General features: G+C 68.9%; 19 protein-coding genes. 13 read left to right on the top strand and 6 right to left on the bottom strand.

Translation table 11 applies throughout. From position 1 onward, the window contains the following. Window positions 1–170 precede the first annotated feature (170 nt). Window positions 171–1,511: an MFS transporter gene (locus AB0M48_RS31065; protein ID WP_363848815.1), complete on the top strand. Its 1,341-nt coding sequence runs from the start codon at window positions 171–173 to the stop codon at window positions 1,509–1,511. Here the strand turns inward: AB0M48_RS31065 and AB0M48_RS31070 are convergent. After that, window positions 1,440–1,694: a LuxR C-terminal-related transcriptional regulator gene (locus AB0M48_RS31070; RefSeq protein ID WP_363848817.1), complete on the bottom strand. Its 255-nt coding sequence runs from the start codon at window positions 1,692–1,694 to the stop codon at window positions 1,440–1,442. The two genes, AB0M48_RS31065 and AB0M48_RS31070, sit on opposite strands and share 72 nt — an antisense overlap. Before the next feature lie 96 nt (window positions 1,695–1,790). After that, window positions 1,791–3,227 (bottom strand): CCA tRNA nucleotidyltransferase, encoded by a 1,437-nt coding sequence (locus tag AB0M48_RS31075; protein WP_363848818.1) that lies wholly within the window; start codon window positions 3,225–3,227, stop codon window positions 1,791–1,793. 42 nt (window positions 3,228–3,269) lie between these two features. Here AB0M48_RS31075 and AB0M48_RS31080 point away from each other — a divergent pair, with 42 nt between their 5' ends. From AB0M48_RS31080 to AB0M48_RS31120, 9 genes are all read left to right on the top strand, one after another. Then, the gene (locus AB0M48_RS31080) at window positions 3,270–3,785 is read left to right on the top strand and encodes an NUDIX hydrolase (RefSeq protein ID WP_363848820.1); all 516 of its coding nucleotides are present in this window, start codon (window positions 3,270–3,272) and stop codon (window positions 3,783–3,785) included. Further along, window positions 3,782–6,079, top strand: coding sequence for a DUF6049 family protein (locus tag AB0M48_RS31085; RefSeq protein WP_363848822.1), 2,298 nt, complete (start codon window positions 3,782–3,784; stop codon window positions 6,077–6,079). The genes AB0M48_RS31080 and AB0M48_RS31085 overlap by 4 nt, the downstream gene beginning before the upstream one ends. Beyond that, window positions 6,076–7,725 carry a murein biosynthesis integral membrane protein MurJ gene (murJ, locus tag AB0M48_RS31090; RefSeq protein ID WP_363848824.1) on the top strand — a complete coding sequence of 550 codons (1,650 nt, stop codon included), beginning with the start codon at window positions 6,076–6,078 and terminating at the stop codon, window positions 7,723–7,725. The genes AB0M48_RS31085 and murJ overlap by 4 nt, the downstream gene beginning before the upstream one ends. 37 nt (window positions 7,726–7,762) lie before the next feature. After that, complete coding sequence (locus tag AB0M48_RS31095; RefSeq protein WP_363848825.1) at window positions 7,763–9,280, top strand: protein kinase family protein; 1,518 nt, start codon at window positions 7,763–7,765, stop codon at window positions 9,278–9,280. A 79-nt stretch (window positions 9,281–9,359) separates the two neighbouring features. Beyond that, complete coding sequence (gene sigM, locus AB0M48_RS31100; protein WP_089927514.1) at window positions 9,360–9,977, top strand: RNA polymerase sigma factor SigM; 618 nt, start codon at window positions 9,360–9,362, stop codon at window positions 9,975–9,977. Beyond that, complete coding sequence (locus AB0M48_RS31105; protein ID WP_363848827.1) at window positions 9,974–10,717, top strand: hypothetical protein; 744 nt, start codon at window positions 9,974–9,976, stop codon at window positions 10,715–10,717. Before sigM ends, AB0M48_RS31105 begins: the two co-directional genes overlap by 4 nt. 77 nt (window positions 10,718–10,794) lie before the next feature. Next, the gene (gene trxB / locus AB0M48_RS31110; protein ID WP_363848829.1) at window positions 10,795–11,775 is read left to right on the top strand and encodes a thioredoxin-disulfide reductase; all 981 of its coding nucleotides are present in this window, start codon (window positions 10,795–10,797) and stop codon (window positions 11,773–11,775) included. Between the two features lie 33 nt (window positions 11,776–11,808). Next, complete coding sequence (gene trxA, locus AB0M48_RS31115; RefSeq protein ID WP_363848831.1) at window positions 11,809–12,138, top strand: thioredoxin; 330 nt, start codon at window positions 11,809–11,811, stop codon at window positions 12,136–12,138. A 220-nt stretch (window positions 12,139–12,358) separates the two neighbouring features. After that, complete coding sequence (locus tag AB0M48_RS31120) at window positions 12,359–13,498, top strand: N-acetylmuramoyl-L-alanine amidase (RefSeq protein ID WP_363848833.1); 1,140 nt, start codon at window positions 12,359–12,361, stop codon at window positions 13,496–13,498. Window positions 13,499–13,562: 64 nt separating this feature from the next. On the opposite strand, the gene AB0M48_RS31125 is transcribed toward AB0M48_RS31120, so the two are convergent. Next, window positions 13,563–14,195: a GNAT family N-acetyltransferase gene (locus AB0M48_RS31125; RefSeq protein WP_363848835.1), complete on the bottom strand. Its 633-nt coding sequence runs from the start codon at window positions 14,193–14,195 to the stop codon at window positions 13,563–13,565. Window positions 14,196–14,329: 134 nt separating this feature from the next. On the opposite strand from AB0M48_RS31125, the gene AB0M48_RS31130 reads away from it, so the two are divergent. After that, window positions 14,330–15,646, top strand: coding sequence for a PLP-dependent aminotransferase family protein (locus AB0M48_RS31130; protein WP_363848837.1), 1,317 nt, complete (start codon window positions 14,330–14,332; stop codon window positions 15,644–15,646). 16 nt (window positions 15,647–15,662) lie between these two features. Beyond that, entirely contained in the window at window positions 15,663–16,607 is a 945-nt protein-coding gene (locus AB0M48_RS31135; protein ID WP_363848838.1) for a D-alanine--D-alanine ligase, read from the top strand. A gap of 88 nt (window positions 16,608–16,695) precedes the next feature. Here the strand turns inward: AB0M48_RS31135 and AB0M48_RS31140 are convergent, their stop codons facing one another. The 3 genes from AB0M48_RS31140 to rsmG form a co-directional block, all read right to left on the bottom strand. Beyond that, complete coding sequence (locus tag AB0M48_RS31140; RefSeq protein ID WP_363848840.1) at window positions 16,696–17,664, bottom strand: ParB/RepB/Spo0J family partition protein; 969 nt, start codon at window positions 17,662–17,664, stop codon at window positions 16,696–16,698. Continuing rightward, window positions 17,661–18,536 (bottom strand): ParA family protein, encoded by an 876-nt coding sequence (locus AB0M48_RS31145; protein WP_245983842.1) that lies wholly within the window; start codon window positions 18,534–18,536, stop codon window positions 17,661–17,663. Before AB0M48_RS31145 ends, AB0M48_RS31140 begins: the two co-directional genes overlap by 4 nt. 95 nt (window positions 18,537–18,631) lie before the next feature. Further along, the gene (gene rsmG / locus AB0M48_RS31150) at window positions 18,632–19,279 is read right to left on the bottom strand and encodes a 16S rRNA (guanine(527)-N(7))-methyltransferase RsmG (RefSeq protein WP_319983466.1); all 648 of its coding nucleotides are present in this window, start codon (window positions 19,277–19,279) and stop codon (window positions 18,632–18,634) included. A 356-nt stretch (window positions 19,280–19,635) separates the two neighbouring features. Between rsmG and AB0M48_RS31155 the strand changes: the two genes are divergently transcribed. After that, window positions 19,636–19,923, top strand: a complete 288-nt coding sequence (locus tag AB0M48_RS31155; protein ID WP_363848979.1) for a hypothetical protein — start codon at window positions 19,636–19,638, stop codon at window positions 19,921–19,923. The last annotated feature ends 156 nt before the right edge of the window (window positions 19,924–20,079 follow it).

Consider the following 20,079-nt stretch of genomic DNA (forward strand, 5'->3'; position numbering starts at 1 on the left):
ATGTCTTTGTGTCCCCCGGGCTCAACAGACAACCGCCTTCGCGGAATACCGTTCGGCTGGAGCCGCGTAGTGCACCGCGCCGTGAGGCGACCTGGCATCCGGCACCAGGGGAGCCGGACCGCGAGGTCCGGCTTTCGTGGTTTTCACCGAGACGCGCATAGAGTGCAACGGTGACAACGCTTGCGGTGGAGAAGCACCACTGGGGATCACGCCGGTTCCTCGGCATCCCCGCCTACCGCAGGCTCCTCGCCACCCGGCTCGCCTCCCAGTGGGGTGACGGTCTCTTCCAGGCCGGGCTCGCCGGTGCCGTGCTGTTCAACCCCGAGCGCCAGGCCGATCCCGCGGCGATCGCGGCCGGGTTCGCGGTGTTGCTGCTGCCGTACTCGCTGATCGGACCGTTCACGGGTGCGTTGCTCGACCGGTGGGACCGCAAGAAGGTCATCGTCGTCGCGAACGTCACGCGGGCCGTGTTCGTCCTGCTCACCGCACTGGCGGTGGGTGCGGGGCTGAGCGGGCTGCCTCTCTACGTCTCCGCGCTCGTCGTCATGGGCATCGGCAGATTCGTCGGGTCCGGCCTGAGCGCGTCACTGCCGCACGTCGTCGACGAAGATCACCTGGTCGAGGCGAACGCGCTGACCACGACGGCCGGCGCGGTCATGGCCGTGATCGGTGCGGCCTGCGCGATCGGGTTCCGCACGCTGCTCGGCGCCGGGGACGGCGGTTCGGCGTGGACCACCAGCATCGCCGTGGTCGGGTTGCTGCTCAGCGCGTTCATCGCCAGCCGGTTCAAGGCGGGCGTGCTCGGGCCGGACGAGGTCGACGAGCCGCACAACGCCATCACAGCCGTCGCCCGCGGTCTGCTGGACGGCGCGAAGGCCACCTGGCGCACGCCGAGCGTCACGGCCGGGCTGGCGGCGTTGCTCGCGCACCGGGCCGCGTTCGGCATGAGCCTCATGATCACGCTGCTGCTGATGCGCTACAGCCTGGAGGACTTCGGCATCCTCAAGGCGGGCATCGGCGGGCTCGGCGAGGTCGCGGTCGCCGGCGGCGCCGGTGTGCTGCTCGCCGGGATCCTGACGGACCGCATCGTCGACAGGTACGGCGTCAAGCGCACGATCTGCGGCGCGTTGCTGCTCACGGCCGCGGCCCAGGTCGGGCTCGGGCTGCCGATGACGCTGCCGTCCATCCTGCTGGCCAGCTTCGTGATCATCTTCGCCGGTCAGATCGTCAAGCTCTGCGTGGACACCGCGGTGCAGCACGACGTCGGTGACGAGGTGCGCGGGCGTGTGTTCGCCCTCTACGACACCCTCTTCAACATCGCGCAGGTCACCGCGGTGTCGATCACGGCGATGGTGGTCCCCCTGGACGGGCGTTCGCCCGGCCTCCTCCTCGTCGCCGCGAGCCTCTACCTGGTCGGGCTCGGCGCGTTCCTGCTCCTGTCAGCGCGGAAACGGCAGGTGCAGCATCCCGGCCTCGTGAGCGAAGACGACGGCCGCCACCCGATCGGTTAGATCCAGGCGCCTCAGGATCTCGGCCACCTCGTCGGCCACCCGCTGTTGCCCGATGCCGAGCACGCGCGCGATCTCGTGGTCGGCGTGACCACGCGCGAGACACCTCAGCACGGCTCGTTGGTCATCGGTCAGCACGTCCAGGTCCCGCACCGCAGGACGTGCGGAAAGTCCCCAAGTGAACATCTGCACCACCCCCATGCGCCCCCCTGGCGCACTGACCATGGTGCATCCCCCCGCTGACACTTCGCTAACGCGGGGATTCCATTCGCTCACGATGCGTTACGGAGCGGGCGGTGTGATGCCCTGCTCACGAGCCCAGTCGAGCAACGCGGCCTCGGCCTCGTCGCGGTCCAGCGGCCCGCGGTCGAGCCTGAGTTCCTTGAGGAACTTCCACGCGGCGCCGACCTCGCGGCCCGGCGGCAGGCCGAGGAGCTTCATGATCTCGTTGCCGTCGAGGTCCGGACGCACGCGCGCGAGGTCTTCCTCGGCTGCGATGCGCGCGATGCGTTCCTCAAGAGAGTCGTAGGTCTTGCGCAGCAGGTTCGCCTTGCGCTTGTTCCGCGTCGTGCAGTCGGCACGGACGAGCTTGTGCAACCGCGTCAGCAGATCACCGGCGTCCGTCACGTACCGGCGCACGGCCGAGTCGGTCCACTCGCCGTTGCCGTACCCGTGGAAGCGCAGGTGCAGGTAGACGAGCTTCGCGACGTCCTCGGTGATCTCCTTCGAGTACCGCAGGGCTCGCAAGCGCTTGCGGACCATCTTCGCGCCCACGACCTCGTGGTGGTGGAACGAGACGCCGCCGCCTGGTTCGAACTTCCGGGTCGCCGGCTTGCCGATGTCGTGCAGGAGCGCGGCGATCCTCAGCACCAGATCGGGTGATTGATCAACTTCTTCAAGATCAATTGCCTGTTCCAGCACAACCAGCGAGTGGTCGAAGACGTCCTTGTGCTGATGATGTTCGTCGATCTCCAGCTTCATGGCCGTGAGCTCGGGCAGCACGATGTCGGCCAGCCCGGTCTCCACCATGAGCTCGATGCCGCGGCGCGGGTGCGCGCCGCACAGGAGCTTCGAGAGCTCCACCTGCACGCGCTCCGGCGTGATGCGGGTGAGCTGGCCTGCCATCGACCGCATCGCCTCGATCACCCGAGGTGCGGCCGTGAAGCCGAGCTGGGAGACGAACCGGGCGGCGCGCAGCATCCGCAGCGGGTCGTCGCCGAACGACTCCTGCGGGGTCGCCGGGGTGTCCAGCACGCCGTCGCGCGCCGCCTGCAGACCGCCGGTCGGGTCCACGAACTCACCGGCGGCGATGTCGAACGCCATCGCGTTGACCGTGAAGTCGCGCCGGACCAGGTCGCCGTCGATGGAGTCGCCGAAGGTCACCTCGGGGTTGCGGGTCACGCCGTCGTAGACGTCCGCGCGGAAGGTCGTGATCTCGATGATCTCGCCCTTCTTCGACGCGCCGACCGTCCCGAAGGCGATGCCGGTGTCCCACTGCGCGTCGGCCCAGCCGCTCAGCAGCTTCTGGATCTCCGCAGGTCGCGCGTCCGTGGTGAAGTCGAAGTCGTTCGTCGGGCGCCCCAGCACGGCGTCGCGCACACTTCCACCGACGAGGTAGAGGCGCTTGCCGGCGGTGGCGAACCGAGCGGCGAGTTCGGCGACGACGGGTGTGATGGCGGGTGGTTCCACCACCGCATTCTGCTGGAGCGATCGAGACACGAGAAACCAGCGTACTTAAGGTTCGTAAGTACGATCGGCCGTATGCCCCCGTCAGCCGCACGTTCCGGGAGTCCCAAGCCGGGGCGCCGGAAGCGGCGCCGGGGCCGGAGGCTCGAGACCGTCGACGAGACGTCGGCAGGTGGCCTGGTGCTCGACGGAGAGCGGCGGGCCGCGGTGATCGGCAGACTTGACCGGCGCGGCCGGTTGCTGTGGTCTTTGCCCAAGGGTCACATAGAGGCCGGCGAGACCGCGGAGCAGACCGCGGTGCGCGAGGTCGCCGAGGAGACCGGTATTCATAGCAGGGTGCTGCGCCCGTTGGGGTCGATCGACTACTGGTTCGTCGCTGACGACCGCCGGGTGCACAAGACGGTTCACCACTTCCTCCTCGAAGCGACGGGGGGAGAGCTTTCCGACGAAGACGTGGAGGTCACCGAGGTGGCGTGGGTGCCACTCGGCGAACTGGACGAGCGACTCGCGTATGCCGACGAGCGCCGCCTGGTCCGCCGAGCAGCCGAACTGCTCTCCGGCCGCTGCCACAACGGGGCGGAGTCGGCGTGAGCCTGAAGAAGCTCGTCTGCACAGCCGCTGTCGCCGCGTTCGTGGTGCTCACAGCGCCGGCCGCCGGCGCGCGGGAGGCGCAGCCGGACGAGGTCGACGCGTTGCCGTTCATGCCCGCTCCCGCCACCCAGGTGTGGGCGACCAGATCGCTCTCCGCCCAGCCGGGTCAGGCGCAGCCGCAGTTCCTGCGGCTCGACATCGACCAGCTCACCCCCAGGTTCGTCACGAGCGACTCCCCGGCGACCGTCAGGATCACCGGCAAGATCGTCAACGTCGGCGACCGCAAGGTCTCCGACATCGTGCTGCGCCTGGAGCGCGGTGAGCCGCTCGAATCCGAGGACGACCTGCGCAAGGCGTTGCGGGAGCCGGCGGCGGCCGAGGCCGTGCAGCCCAAGTTCACGCCTGTCACCGGCGAGCTCGAGGCCGGCCAGCAGAAGGACTTCACCCTGGAGGTGCCGCTGCGCGGTACCGAGCCGACCTCGCTGGAGGTCGAGCGGCCGGGCATCTACCCGATCCTCGCGAACGTCAACGGCAGGCCGGACTACGGCGGCCAGGCACGGCTCGCGGCGCTGTCGACGCTGCTGCCGGTGCTGGGCGTGCCCGGCGGCGAGACCAAGGGCAAGCCGGGCGCGGGCTCGAAGCTGACGGTGCTGTGGCCGATCGCCGACCGCCCGCGGCTGGTCCGGCTCGGCGGCGAGGGCCAGTCGGAACTGATCGACGACGACCTCGCGGCGTCGCTCTCGGTCAACGGCCGGCTGTACGGCCTGCTGCAGGCCTACGAGCAGGCGGTTCCGTCGATGAGCACGGCCATGTGCCTGGCCATCGACCCGGACCTGCTGCGCACCGTGCAGGCCATGAGCACCGGTTACAGGCTGCGTGGCGGCGCCGAGGGCAAGGGCAGGATCGAGGCGAAGCTGTGGCTCGACCGCCTCAAGCTCGCCGTCACCGGCCGTTGCGTCATCGCGCTGCCGTACGCCGACGCCGACCTCGTGGCGTTGAACAGGGCGAAGCTCGCGACCATGCGCACGCTCGCGGTGACGGACGGCCCCAAGCTCATCCAGGACGTCCTGTCCGTGCGGCCGCTGCCCGACCTGGTGTGGCCCGAGGACGGCGTGCTCGACCAGTCGACGTTCGACGAGCTGGTCACCCCGCAGCCGGACAAGGGCTACCCCGGCGTGAAGTCGCTGCTGCTCGACCCGACCGGTCTCGCGGACGCGCCGGGCACCGCGCCCGTCGTCGTCGCCGGCAAGAACCCGGTGACCGCGGTGAAGATCGACTCGATGGTCTCGGACGCGCTGCAGGGCAGTGAGTCGCGCCCGCGCACGTTGTCCGGCGTGACCACGCCGGTCGAGAGCCAGCCGGTGTCCGTGCAGAACGCGCTGGCGGTGCTGGTGTTCCGCGCCGGCTGGCAGGGCGACGGCCGCAACGTGCTGGTCGCCCCGCCGCGTCGCTGGCACGCGCCGCTCTCGGAGATGACCGAGTTCCTCACCACCGCCCAGAAGCTGCTGACCGGCGGTTACGCGACCCAGACCGGGCTCGAGGAACTCACCGGGGCCACGCCCGCGGTGACGAACGCCAAGGTCGCCTACCCGCCGGAGGCCGGTGCGCGGGAGATCTCGGCGATCATCTCGGACTCCGTGACGAACCAGAGCGTCGAGCTCAACGGACTCGTCGCGGCCATGCAGCAGGAGGACACCGCGCACGCGTCGCCCGCCGACCTGGCCGACCCGCTGTGGCTGGGGCTGCTGCGGGCGATGTCCGGCGCGTGGCGGGGCAACGAGCAGGGCGCCCGGTCCGCGGCCGAGGTCAGCCAGAACGAGCTGAACTCGCTGACCGGCATGGTCGGCGTGACGCAGCCGAACAGCCCGATCCTGCTCGGCTCCGGCGACAGCCCGATCCCGGTCACGATCACGAACAAGCTCGATGTCCGCGTGACGGTCCGGATCAACCTCGCCGACACCCCCGGCATCCGCAAGCTCGACCTCGCCGACCAGGTGCTTCCCGCCCGCGGCGAGCGCGTCGTGCGGGTGCCCGTCGAGGTGCTGCGGTCCGGCCGGTTCCCGGTCAACGTCCGGCTGACCACTCCCGAGGGCGTCCCGCTCGGCGACACTGTCAAGCTGGAGGTGTCGTCGTCCGCCTACGGCACCATCACGGTGATCATCACCGTGATCGCCGGGATCGCGCTCGTCCTGCTTTCCGGGCGGCGCATCTACAAGCGGGTCCGCGCCCGCAACGGCGAGAACGGCGGCGCACCGTCCATCGAGAACGTCACACCGGAGAAGTCGAGCGCGTGAGCGAGTCAGCCACGACCACCCAGCCAGAGCAGCAGAGCCAAGCACCATCGGTCGCCAGGGCGAGCGGCTCGATGGCGATCGCGACGATCGTCAGCCGAGGCACCGGCCTGCTGTCGAAGGTGCTGCTCATCGCGGTGATCGGCGCCGAGGTCCTCGGCGACTCGTACCAGGCGGCGTCGACGCTGCCGACCATGATCAACGAGCTCCTCCTCGGCGGCATCCTGACCAGCGTGGCGATCCCGCTGCTGGTCAGGGCCGAGAAGGAGGACGGGGACGGCGGCGAGTCGTACGCCCAGTGGCTGATCACCATGGGCACGCTGATCCTCGGCGTCGGCACGGTCATCGCGATGGCCTGCGCGCCGTTGCTGACCGACCTCTACATCTCCGACTCCCAGAACGCGAACCCGGAGCTGGTCACCGCGTTCGCCTACCTGGTGCTGCCGGGCATCGTGTTCTACGGCCTGACGGCGCTGCTCAGCGCCGTGCTCAACGCACGGCACGTGTTCGGCATCCCCACGTGGGCTCCGGTGCTGAACAACCTCGTCGTGATCGTCGTGCTGGTCGTCTACGCGCTGCTGCCCGGCGAACTCACGCTCAACCCGGTCCGCATGACCGACACGCACCTGCTGGTGCTCGGTCTCGGCACCGCGCTCGGTGTGGCCGTGCAGGCATCCGTGCTGTTCCCGGCGCTGAAGAAGACCGGGTTCCGCTTCAAGTGGCGCTTCGGCTGGGACTCGCGCCTCTCCGAGTTCGGCGGCCTCGCGTTCTGGGTGCTGCTCTACGTCGGCCTCGGCCTGGCCAGCATGACGGTGCTGACGAACGTGGCGACGAGCGCAGAGGGCACGCTGACGGCGTTCAACTACCAGTGGCTGATCGCCCAGGTGCCGTACGGCGTTCTCGGGGTCTCGCTGCTGACGGCGCTGATGCCGAAGATGAGCCGGGCGGCCGCGAACAACGACAACGAGTCGATCGTGCGCGACCTGCTGTTCGGCAACCGGATGTCGGCGATCCTGCTGATGCCGTTCAGCGCGTTGATGACGGTGTCCGGCCTGGCGATCGGCCTCGCCGCCTTCGCCTGGGGCAACTCCGGCGTCGAGGGCGGCACGAGGATCGGTCTCGCGCTCGCGCTCTCCGCGTTCGGTCTCGTGCCCTACGCCGTGACGCTGCTGCAGCTGCGGGTCTTCTACGCGATGAAGGACGCCCGCACACCGACGCTCATCCAGGCGTTGATCGTGGCGGTGCGCATCGGGCTGCTCTACCTCTTCCTCGCCGTGGCCACGCCGGGGGACGCGTCGCAGCTCGCCGTCGGCGTGTCGCTCGCGATGTCGCTGAGCTTCGTCTTCGGCGCGATCGTCGGCCAGGTGTGGCTGCGGATCCGCCTCGGCCGTCTGCGCACCGGTTTCACCATCTGGACGGTCTGCCTCACCGTCGTCGCCTCCTCGCTGGCCTTCGCGGTCGCCAAGGGCGCGAACTGGCTGGTCCTGGGCATGCTCGGAACCATCAGCCCGATCGTGGCGGCCTGGATCGAGGTCGTGCTGGTCACGGCGATCGGCCTGCCGCTCGCGTTCGGCCTTTTGGCGGCGTTCCGGGTGCCCGAGATGAAGCCGGTGATCGCCAAGATCAACCGTTTGGTGCGGCGAAGGTGACTCCAGTCCGTGAGCGCCGTCCCGTACCCTCGTGTCCGTGAGTAGCGGAGTTCACGCCGCCCTGAATCCCGGGGGCGTCATCGGCAACGGCCGCTACCGGCTGCTCGCGAAGTCCGGAGCGGACGCGCGGTCCAACGCGGAGCTGTGGCGAGCGCGCGACGGTCAGCTCAACCGGGACGTGGCGCTGACGGTCCTGCTGGGCAACCTCGCGGACAACGAGGCCGCCGCCCGTGCCCGCCGAACGGTCGAACGCGCGATGCACGCGTCGTCGTTCACGCACCCCGGCGTGTCCAGGGTGATCGACGTGCTCACTCCCGGCACCGGCATCCGTCCCGACGAGGGCATCCTCGGCATCGTCATCGCCGAGTGGACCCAGGGCACCGACCTGATGGACCTCATCGCGGAGGGCCCGCTGCCCGCGGGCGCCGCGACCCGCCTGCTCGAACCGCTGGGTGCCGCCATCGAAGGCGCGCACCACGCCGGTCTCGTGCTGGGCGCCGACCACCCGCAGCGCATCCGGGTCACCTCGGACGGCCGCCTGCGCCTCGCGTTCCCCGGCCCGCGGCCGGACGCGATCGCGCGCGACGACGTCAAGGGCCTCGGCGCGATCCTGTACCTGCTGCTCACCGGCCGGTGGGCACTGCCGGGCGGCCCCCAGGGCGTGCCGGTCGCGCCGACCGGGCCGGACGGGTCCGTGGTCGCCCCGAACGCGCTGCACCCGTACCTGCCGCACGACCTGTCGTCCGTCGCGGTGCGGTCGCTGGAGGACACCTCGGTGGGCGGCATCCGGACGTCCGCCGCGATCCTGCAGGTGCTGGACCAGATCGCGGCCGAGGAAGCCCAGACCGCGCTGATCCCGCCCGTGACGTCGACCCGCGATGACGACGACCAGGTCGTGTGGACGACCCAGCGCCCGCGGCAGGACAAGCAGCAGAAGAAGAAGCTGTGGATCAGCGTCGGTGTGCTCGCCGTGGCCACGCTGACCGTGATCGTCTGGCTGAGCGTGCAGATCGTCGGGTTCTTCAGCGACGAGCCGTCCAAGGGCGGCGGCCCGACCGTGGTGATCAACCAGCCGGGGTCGAACGGCCAGAGCGCGCCGCCACCCGCACCCGCCGGGCCGGTGCAGCCGGCGGCCATCGGCGTCTACGACGTGACCAACAAGCCCGACAACCCGAACCAGGCGAGCCGGGCGGCCGACAACAACGCGGGCACGTTCTGGCGGACCGACAACTACTTCCAGCCGTTCCCGACGCTGAAGCCGGGCATCGGGCTGATGGCCTCGTTCGCGGAGCCGGTGAAGCTGGCCTCGATCACCATCACCTCGCCCAGCAAGGGCACGCACGTCGAGATCAGGTCCGCGTCCGCGCTGGACGCGCCGCTCGAGGAGACCAAGGTCATCGGGGTCGCCGACCTGTCCGACGGGCAGACGCAGATCCAGCTCAACGACCACGAACCGACCGGTCACGTGCTGATCTGGATCACCCAGTTGACGAGCGCCGGCGGCGGCAAGAACCAGTCGGAGATCCGCGAAGTGCTCTACACGAGAGCGCAGTAGAACTCCGAGTAGAACTACTGCCGCACTCTGGGTAGCCCTGTCCGGGTGATCTGTGATCACGCTCGCTAAAGTGCGTTCCGTGACCGCCGCAGCCAGCTCGGACGCCGATCTCATCTCGGCCCACGCCGCAGGTGACCCTTACGCGTTCTCGGAGCTGGTCAAACGGCACCGCGACCGGATGTGGGCGGTGGCGTTGCGCACGCTGCGTGACCCGGAAGAGGCCGCGGACGCGCTGCAGGAGGCGTTCATCTCGGCCTTCCGGGCGGCGTCGTCGTTCCGCGCGGAGTCACAGGTCACCACCTGGCTTCACCGGATCGTGGTGAACGCGTGTCTCGACCGGATGAGACGCCGACAAACAAGACCCACAGTGCCGTTGCCCGAGGCCGGTCCCGGCGAACCCGTCGCGCCCCGTGACGCGATGAGCGACCGCGAGACCAGCCTGATGGTGCAGCAGGCATTGATGGAGCTGCCGGAGGAGCAGCGGGCGCCCATCGTGCTGGTCGACGTCGAGGGCTATTCCGTCGCCGAGACGGCGAAGCTTCTCGGCATCGCGGAAGGCACGGTCAAGAGCCGGTGCGCGCGAGGTCGCGCCAAGCTGGCCAAAGTTCTCGGGCACCTCAGGAACCGAATCGCAGATGCGAACGTCCCAGCTGACGGTGTGAATGTGCAAGAGCAACGTCAGTGGGAGGGCCGATGACCGGCATGGAGCGCGTGCCGATGGGTCCGCCGTGGTCTGTTGACCTCATCGCGGACCTGCACGCGGGCGTGCTGCCCCCTGAGGTCGCCGCACAGCTGCGTCCGAGGGTCGAGGCGGACGCCGAGGCCAGTGAGATCCTGCGGGCGCTCGACGCCACGCTGGAGGACCTGCACTCGCTGCCGCCCGTCCCGATGCCCGACCACGTGGCCGCGCGGATCGACGCCGCGCTGGCCGCGGAGGCCCGTCCCGGCCTCGCACCGGTCGTGTCGCTGAACGACGCGCGCAAGCGCCGCAACCGCCGGCTTGGCATGGGCGGCGCCGGTGTGCTGGTCGCCGCCGCGGCCGCGTTCGGCATCGTGCTGGCCGTGTCGCCGGGCGCGCAGCAGCCGCCCGCGAACGATGCCGCGCCGCCTGCGCAGACGAGCAAGCCGAGTGCCGCGCCTCCGCTCGCGCTCAAGCGCGACGAACTGGGCTCCGCGGTCGGTGAGGTGCTCAAAGCGCAGAACTACGGCCCGCTGGAGACCCCCGACCGGCTGGCCGGCTGCCTGAAGGGCGGCGGCATCACCAGCTCGGGCAACCCGCTCGGCATCAGCCCGGTCGAACTAGAGGGCAAGTCCGCGGTCATGGCGATCCTGCCCGCCGGACTCGGCAAGTACCGGCTGGTCGTGCTGGACCCGGCGACCTGCGGACCGGACAAGCCGGAGGGCGTTCTCGCGGACACGACCGTGGGCCAGAGGTAGTCGCTCAAGTCACGGAATTAGCTGCACCTACGATCCGTTGAGCCAGTCAGACGACGAGATCGAGGAGTTGCAGAGCCGTGAGCGTGCGCAACGTGATCATCATTGGATCGGGACCGGCGGGGTACACCGCGGCGGTCTACGCGGCACGCGCGCAGCTGGAGCCCCTGGTCTTCGAGGGTTCGCAGTACGGCGGCGCCCTCATGACGACGACCGAGGTCGAGAACTACCCGGGCTTCCGCGACGGCATCATGGGCCCCGAGCTCATGGAGCAGATGCGCGAGCAGGCCACCCGCTTCGGTGCGGAGCTGCGCGCCGAGGACGTCGAGTCGGTCGAGCTGACCGGGGAGATCAAGAAGGTCGTCGCGAACGGCGTCGAGTACGAGGCCAAGGCAGTCATCCTCGCGATGGGTGCCGCGGCCCGGTACCTGAACATCCCCGGCGAGCAGGAGCTGCTCGGCCGCGGTGTGTCCGCCTGTGCGACGTGCGACGGCTTCTTCTTCCGCGACCACGACATCGCCGTGGTCGGCGGCGGCGACACGGCGATGGAGGAGGCGACGTTCCTCACGCGCTTCGCCAAGTCCGTGACGGTCATCCACCGCCGCGAGGAGTTCCGCGCCTCGAAGGTCATGCTGGAGCGCGCCCGCGCCAACGAGAAGATCAAGTGGCAGCTGAACACGCAGGTCACCGACGTTCTCGGTGACGGCACCGTGTCGTCGATCAAGATCAAGGACACCCAGACCGGCGCCGAGTCCGAGCTGCCCGTCACCGGTTTCTTCCTCGCGATCGGCCACGACCCGCGCTCGGCGCTGGTCAAGGGCCAGGTCGACCTCGACGCGGAGGGCTACGTCCTGACCAAGGACAAGTCCTCGTACACGAACCTCGACGGCGTGTTCGCCGCCGGCGACCTGGTCGACCACGAATACCGTCAGGCGATCACCGCCGCCGGCTCCGGTTGCAGCGCTGCGATCGACGCGGAGCGGTGGCTCGCCGAGCACGGCACCGAGCAGGCCGAGATCGCCGCCGAGGCCGTCGGTGGCGGCTACGGCAAGAGCAACTGAAGTTCCTTCTGCGAGTCTTTTAGGGAGATCAACATGGCAGGCGCCACCGTCACGGTGACCGACAAGTCGTTCGCGGACGACGTGCTGACCAGCGAGAAGCCCGTGCTGGTCGACTTCTGGGCGACCTGGTGCGGCCCGTGCAAGATGGTTGCCCCGGTGCTGGAGGAGATCGCGGCCGAGCACGGCGAGAAGATCACCATCGCCAAGGTCGACATCGACGCCAACCCGTCGATCGCCCGCGACTACCAGATCATGTCCGTGCCGACGCTGATCCTGTTCCAGGGCGGTCGCCCGGTGAAGCAGATCGTCGGCGCGAAGCCCAAGGCCGCGCTGCTGAAGGACCTGTCGGACGTCCTGGCCTGAGCCGAGGAGTTGCAGAGGACGAGAAGTTCTCTGCAACGCGCAACGTGACCCGCCCGTCTATCGATAAGACGGGCGGGTCACGTTCGTTTTCGTGGCCGTGAACGTGACCTCGGTACAACTGTGAGTAGCCCTGCATCGATCACTTAGCGCAGCAGGGCACAATGAAGGCTTCCCAACTGACGCGCCGACCAAGTTCGGCGCCCTAGTCGAGCGAGGGTGCATGCAGCTGCTCCGCCGCGGGGACGTCGGAAGTGATGTTGCCGAGATCCGGTCGACCCTGACCAGGCTCGGACTGCTTCCGCCGGCCGACCCACAGGCGCCGCCGGTGTTCGACCAGCAGGTCGAGCACGCAGTGCGCGCGTTCCAGCAGCAGCGGGGGCTGATCATCGATGGCATCGTCGGCCCGGCGACCTACCGTTCGCTGCGTGACGCGACGTTCCGGTTGGGGGACCGGCCGCTCGCGTTCCTGATGTCGCAGCCGACGACCGGCGACGACGTGCTGGCACTGCAGGAACGCATGTTGGAGCTCGGCTACGACGCCGGTCGCGCCAACGGCGTGTTCGGCCAGCAGACCGAACAGGCGCTGAAGAACTTCCAGCGCGACTACGGACTGATCGTGGACGGCATGTGCGGTCCGGACACCGTGCGCGCGTTGCGTCAGCTCCAGCCGAAGGTCCGCGGCGGCCGTCCGCAACTGCTGCGCGAGCAGGAGAAGCTCCGCGGGGCGGGCTCGCGCCTGTCCGGCAAGCGGATCGTCATCGACCCCGGCCACGGTGGCCAGGACCGCGGTGTGGTCGTGGACGGGCTGTCCGAAGCCGACCTGATGCTGGACCTGGCCCGTCGCCTCGAAGGCAAGATGGCCGCCACCGGCATGGAGGCGCTGCTCACGCGCGGGCCGGACAACTGCCCGGACGAGAACGAGCGCGCCCGGTTCGCGAACGAGGCAGGCGCCGACCTGATCCTCTCCCTGCACGTCGACGGCAACTCGTCGCCGAACGCGCAGGGCGTGGCGACGTTCCACTACGGCACCGGCAACGGCACGTCGTCCACGGTCGGTGAGGCGCTGGCCGGGTTCATCCAGCGCGAGGTCACCGCCCGCACGACGATGTCGAACTGCGGTTCGCACCCGAAGACGTGGGACCTGCTGCGGCTCACCCGCTGCACGGCCGTCCGCCTCGAGGTGGGTTACCTGACGAACGCGGAGGACCGCGCCCGGCTGGCGACTCCCGGGTTCCGCGACATCGTGGCCGAGGGCATCCTCGTGGCCGTGAAGCGTCTCTACCTGCTCGGCAAGGACGACCAGCCGACGGGCACGTTCACGTTCAACGACCTGCTGCGCTACGAGATGGCCAAGGGCTGATTGCTTGAATGCACGCGGGGCCCTTTCGTACTGCATGTCAGTACGAAAGGGCCCCGCGTGCGGTTCAGGCCGGGCGGAAGCTGGGTTCCGCGGTGGAGACTGTGACGCTGTTGAGGAGCCGTTCGAGAGCGGCCTCCACGTCTTCCTTCCAGGTGATGGAGCTGCGGAGCTCCATCCGCAACCGGGGCCAGCGCGGGTGCGGCCGCACGGTCTTGAAGCCGACGCTCGTGAGGAAGTCGGCCGGCGTGACGCAACTGGCCCCTTCGTCGTCCGGGCGCATGTCGCCGAACGCCTCGATGGCCTTCACGCCACGACGCGTCAGATCCTTCGCCACGGCCTGCACGAGGACTCGCGCGAGTCCGCCCCCTCGGAACTCCGGGAGGACGTCCAGCGACGTCATGAGGACCGCGTCCGGGCTCACCGGAGACGTGGGGAAGGCGGAGCTGCGCGGAACGGCGGCCGGTGGTGCGTAGAAGACCGAACCAGCGGGGATGCCGTCGCAGTAGATGATGCGGCCGCACGAACCCCACTCGAGCAGGACGCTGGAGACCCAGGCTTCCTTCTCGAATTCGGTGTCGCCGTATTCCTCAGCCTGTTCACGCAGGTGAGGAGCCAACTCCCAGAAAACGCACGTCCTGCTGTGCTTGGACAGATGCTCCAGGTTGTCCAGCGTGACGCCCACGACGCGACGGGACACCCCGACCTCCACCCGTTAACACACACAGTGAACCCATACGAGGGTAGGCGAATGTGACGGAACCCGGAAGGCGCGTGCCCTGAACGGGACGACGGTTACACTCGCTCGGGACATTTCCTATACAGGAGTCCCACATGACTGTGCCCGGACAGCCCGCGAAGCAGGGCCCCAGAAGCCTTGACCCCCACCTCCGCCGCTACGCAGCGCGCACGGCAGGGATGACGGCATCGGAGATCCGGGCACTTTTCGCAGTCGCGTCCCGTCCCGAGGTCGTATCGCTGGCCGGTGGCATGCCCCACCTGGCCGCTCTGCCCCTGGAGTCGCTGTCCGCGGAGATCGGTCAGCTGGTCGCCACCGAGGGCCTGGTGGCCCTGCAGTACGGCTCGGCGCACGGCGTCCCGATGCTGCGCGAGCAGATCTGCGACGTGATGGCACTGGAAGGCATCAACGGCCACCCGGACGACGTGGTGGTGACCGTGGGCTCGCAGATGGGCCTCGACATGGTCACCCGGATCTTCTGCGACCCCGGTGACGTCGTCATCGCCGAGGGACCCTCCTACGTGGGCGCCCTGGGGTCGTTCACCGCGTACCAGGCGCAGGTCGTGCACGTCGCGATGGACGCCGACGGGCTCGTGCCGTCGTTGCTGCGAGAGGCCCTCGAGGCGTGCAAGCGCAACGGTCAGCGGGTCAAGTTCCTCTACACGATCCCGAACTTCCACAACCCGGCCGGCGTGACGCTGGCGGTGTCGCGGCGCGCCGAGATCCTGGAGATCTGCCGGACCTACGGCGTGCTGGTCGTGGAGGACAACCCCTACGGGCTGCTCGGGTTCGACGGGCAGACCTACCCGGCGCTGCGGTCGATGGACCCGGACAACGTCGTGTACCTCGGGTCGTTCTCGAAGACGTTCGCGGCCGGTCTGCGGGTCGGCTGGGTGCTGGCTCCGCACGCTGTCCGCGAGAAGCTGGTGCTGGCGGCCGAGTCCGCCACGCTGTGCCCGCCGACGCTGAACCAGATGGTCGTGTCCCGGTACCTGTCGACGCAGGACTGGAAGGGCCAGATCAAGACCTATCGCGAGGCGTACCGGGAACGCCGGGACGCGGCGATCTCCGCTCTCGAACAGCACATGCCGCAAGGTTCCACGTGGAACATTCCGGATGGCGGCTTCTACGTCTGGGTGACGGTTCCGGAGGGCATCAACACCAAGGCGATGCTGCCCCGCGCCGTGACGGCCCGCGTGGCGTACGCGTCCGGCACCGGCTTCTACGCGGACGGCTTCGGCTCCCGCCAGTTGCGGATCTCGTACTGCTACCCGACGCCGGAACGCATCCGCGAGGGCGTCCGCCGCCTGGCGAACGTCATCGAGGAAGAGATGCAGCTGGCCGCGACCTTCGGCGCGACGCCGGGCCGTCAGCTGTCCGGTCCGCAGACCCCGTCGCCCGACACCGCCTGATCCTTGGAGTTCTGCTGTGGCTGACCGCATGGTCGCTGTGCTGTCCGGTGGGCTTTCCCACGAACGTGAAGTCTCGATCCGCTCCGGCCGCCGGTTGTCGGCCGCCCTGCGGTCCGCGGGCGTGACGGTGGAGGAGTGGGACGCCGACGCGTCGTTGCTGACGCGGTTGCGGGACAACCGGCCGGACGCCGTCGTCGTCGCGCTGCACGGTGGCGAGGGCGAGAACGGATCGGTCCAGGCGATCCTCGAGATGTTCGGGGTGCCGTACGTGGGCACCGACTCGCGGGCGTGCCGGCGGGCGTGGGACAAGCCGACCGCGAAGGCCGAACTCGCCCGTGCCGGGCTGGCGACGCCGGAGTGGGTGGTGCTGCCGCACGCGACGTTCCGGGAGCTGGGTGCCAAGCCGGTGCTCGACGCGATGGTCTCGACGCTGGGGCTGCCGTTGATGCTGAAGCCGGACCAGGGTGGCTCGGCGCTGGGCGCCCAGGTCGTCCGTGACGCCGCGGAGCTGCCGCCGGCGATGGTCGGTTGCCTGGCGTACGGGGACACCGTGCTGGCCGAGCAGTTCATCTCCGGGGTGGAGGTGGCGGTCGCGGTGGTCGACGGCCCGGAGGGTCCGTACGCGCTGCCGGCCGTCGAGATCGTTCCGGAGACCGGGGTCTACGACTACACCGCTCGGTACACCGCGGGGCTGACGGACTTCCACGCGCCGGCTCGGTTGGACGCGGCCTCGGCCAAGGTGGTGGGGGAGCTCGCGGTGGCGGCACACCGGCTGCTCGGGCTGCGGGACGTGTCGCGCACCGACGCCATCGTGGCCGAGGACGGGACCGTCTACTTCCTCGAAGTGAACGTGTCGCCGGGACTGACCGAGACGTCGCTCCTGCCGATGGCCGTCGAGGCGGCGGGGCAGTCGTTGGGCGAGATCTACGCCGGTTTGATCGAGCGTGCTGTCGCTCGTTGATCTCTGTTCATAGGTGACGCCCCGTATCCAATTGAATGCGGGGCGTCATCGTCACCGTGACATAAGGCCCTGGTGCGATCCTATGGGCCTACTCCGATGTCCGAATTGTCGTTTCTGGGCTCATCATGCTGATGATCCTTTGAAGATCATCAACTGACCCGAATTCGACGACGATCCGGCCTTTTCGCTGCCCGAGTTCGACCTTCACGCGGGTGTCGAAGTTGTCCGAGAGGCGCTCGGCGAGCTCCTGCAGACCGGGCGCGTGCAGCTGCTTGCGCGGCGCGGCCTTCTCCTTCTTCGGCCTCTCGTTCTTGGCGACCGTCACCGCTTCTTCGGTCGCGCGGACCGACATGCCCTCGGCGATGATCCGTGCCGCTAGGTCTTCCTGCGCTCCCGCGTCGTCCAGACCGAGAAGTGCCCGCGCGTGGCCGGCGCTCAGCACACCCGCCGCCACCCGCCGCTGAACGGGGAGGGGGAGCTTCAGCAGCCGGATGGTGTTCGTGACGACGGGGCGGCTGCGGCCGATGCGGTCCGCGAGTTCCTCGTGCGTGACGCCGAACTCCTCCAGCAACTGCTGGTACGCCGCCGCTTCTTCGAGCGGGTTGAGCTGAACGCGGTGGATGTTCTCCAGCAGCGCGTCGCGCAGCATGACGTCGTCGGCGGTCTGCCGGACGATGGCCGGGATCGTCTTGAGCCCGGCCTGCTGCGTGGCCCGCCACCGGCGCTCGCCCATGACGAGCTCGAAGGTGTCCGCGGTCAGTTCGCGGACCACGATCGGCTGCATGAGCCCGAACTCCTTGATGGAGAACGAGAGCTCGTCGATCGCATCCTGGTCGAACACCTGGCGCGGCTGCTTGGCGTTGGTCCTGATCGCCGTGACCGCGATCTCGCGGTAGATGGCACCCGCGACCTCACCGGCCGGCTGCTGGGTCAGGGTCTTGGTGGACCCGTTGCCGCCCATCGCGGGCCGGATCGTGCTCGGCGCACCGGCCGGCGGACCCTGCGGGATGAGTGCGGCGAGACCGCGCCCGAGCCCGCCCTTGCGCTGCTCCGTCATGCGCCCTCCTTCTTGGCCCCGCGGATCGCGATCTCTTTGGCGGCGTCGAGGTAACTCATCGACCCGCGCGAGCCCGGGTCGTACGTCAGCACCGTCTGCCCGAATCCTGGCGCCTCGGAGACCTTCACGCTGCGCGGAATCACCGTCCGGAGGGCGACGTCGCCGAAGTGACCGCGCACCTCACTGGTCACCTGGTCGGCGAGCTTCGTGCGTCCGTCGTACATGGTGAGGAGGATCGTGGAGATCGCGAGGTCGGGGTTGAGGTGCTGCTGCACGAGCTCGATGTTGCGGATCAGCTGGCTCAGCCCCTCCAGCGCGTAGTACTCGCACTGAATGGGGATCAGCACCTCCTGCGCCGCGACCATCGCGTTGACGGTCAGCAGACCGAGGCTCGGCGGGCAGTCGATGAAGACGTAGTCCGGCTGCAGCTGGTCGAGCGCCTCGGAGGAGAGCGCCTCCTTGAGCCGCGACTCGCGCGCCACCATCGAGACGAGTTCGATCTCGGCACCCGCGAGGTCGATCGTCGCGGGCACGCAGAAGAGGTTCGGTGACGTCGGGCTGACCTGAGCCGCCTCGGCGATGGAGATCTCACCGAGCAACACCTCGTAGACGGACGGCGTGCCGCTGCGGTGCTCGACGGAGAGCGCCGTGCTGGCGTTGCCCTGCGGGTCGAGGTCGATCACGAGCGTCTTGAGTCCGTGAATGGCGAGCGCGGCAGCGAGGTTCACCGTGCTCGTCGTCTTGCCGACGCCACCCTTCTGGTTGGCGACGGTCATCACCCGGCGATGGGTCGGGCGGGGGAGCAGTGACTCGTCGGGGTGCAGCACGCTTGCCGCACGAGCCGCCTCTTCTGCAATCGGGGTCCACACCACGGCGCTGTCATCTCCGTTGTTGGTCGGCTTGGCTTGGTGTTTGGGAGGCTTCGTTTCACGTGGAACATCGGCAGCCTGGAACTCCGGGTACACGCTCAACGATCCCTCCGCGTCTGGCGCTCCACGATGAGCACCGTCGTAGGCACCTCAAGTACATCCGCTCCCACGACGACGACGTGTGCGTTGGCGCCCCCGGCTTTGAGCACCGCCTCGCCGTCGCGTTCGAGCTCCTCCTGCGCACGCTCGCCCTTGAGCGCAACCATCCGCCCGCCGCCCCGGAGCAGCGGAAGGCACCACTTCGTCAGCTTCTCCAGCGGAGCCACCGCCCGCGCCGTCGCGGCGTCGCAGTTCAGCAACTGCTTGCGGATGGGCCCTTCCTCCGCGCGTCCCCGGAGGACCGTCACGTTGTCGAGCTGGAGCCGTTCCTTCACTTCCTCGAGCCACGCGATGCGGCGCGCCATCGGCTCGAGAAGCGTGATCCTCAGGTCGGGTCGCGCGATGGCGAGCGGCACCCCCGGCAGCCCGGCGCCCGAGCCCACGTCCACGACACGTTCGTTGGGCTGGAACAGCTCCTCGATCACCGCCGAGTTCAGCACGTGCCGATCCCAAATCTTCTCGACTTCACGGGGACCAATGAGTCCACGCTCGACGCCGTGCTCCTCCAGGAGCCGGACAAACTCAGCGGCACGCTCAACGTGCTCACCGAAGACGAGCTTCGCGCTGTCGGGCAACTCCCCGGCCATGTTCTCCGTCCGCGTTTCACGTGAAACCACGCGGCGGCGGTGTTCCCAGCGGCCGGTGGAAAAGCTGGCGAATGCCAGGGCACCATCATGACGGATCGACCGCGTGCCGCGCCAAATCCTGAGCGCCGTTTCACGTCAAACTTGGGGGAAAGTTGCATCCGACGCTCTACACGGTCGCCCGGCTTGGTCCGGGGACGGTTTCGACGATGGGGCATCCGGCCGGCGGGGGACTGCTGGAGGGCAAGGTTCGCGGGCTGCGTCGGGTTGGGGTTGATGTGCTCGTGTCGGCGCAGACCGATGAGGAGCGGATCGAGTGCGATCTGGTGGATGAGGAGCGGGTGGTGGTCGCTGCTGGGATGCGGTACGTGTGCTTGCCGATTCCGGATCGGTCTGTGCCGGATGTTGGGGCGGCTGTGGGGGTGGTTGCTCCGCTCCACTCGTTGTATGTGGGTGGGGCGCATGTGGTGTTCCACTGTTGGGCTGGGGTGGGGCGGTCTTCATTGTTGGCTGGGTTGTTGTTGGGGATGGATGGGGTTTCGCCTGGGGAGGCTTGGGAGTGGATTTCGGCGGCTCGGGGGCGGGTTGTGCCGGACACCGTTGAGCAGGGGGAGTGGTTGGCTGCTTGGTGGGAGGGGCGGGGGTAGGTGTTTCACGTGGAACACGTGGGGTGCCGTGGGGTGGCTGACTTGGCGTGGGGCTGACTGTGCGTGTGGGTGGCTGATTGGCGTAGGTTTGCTGACTTGTCCATGGGCGGCTGGCTTTGTCTGTGAACGGCTGGGGTGCAGCCGGCGGGTGGCAGC

Origin of the sequence: Lentzea sp. NPDC051208 (assembly GCF_040682435.1) — a bacterium.
GTDB classification, from domain to species: Bacteria; Actinomycetota; Actinomycetes; order Mycobacteriales; family Pseudonocardiaceae; genus Lentzea; species Lentzea kristufekii.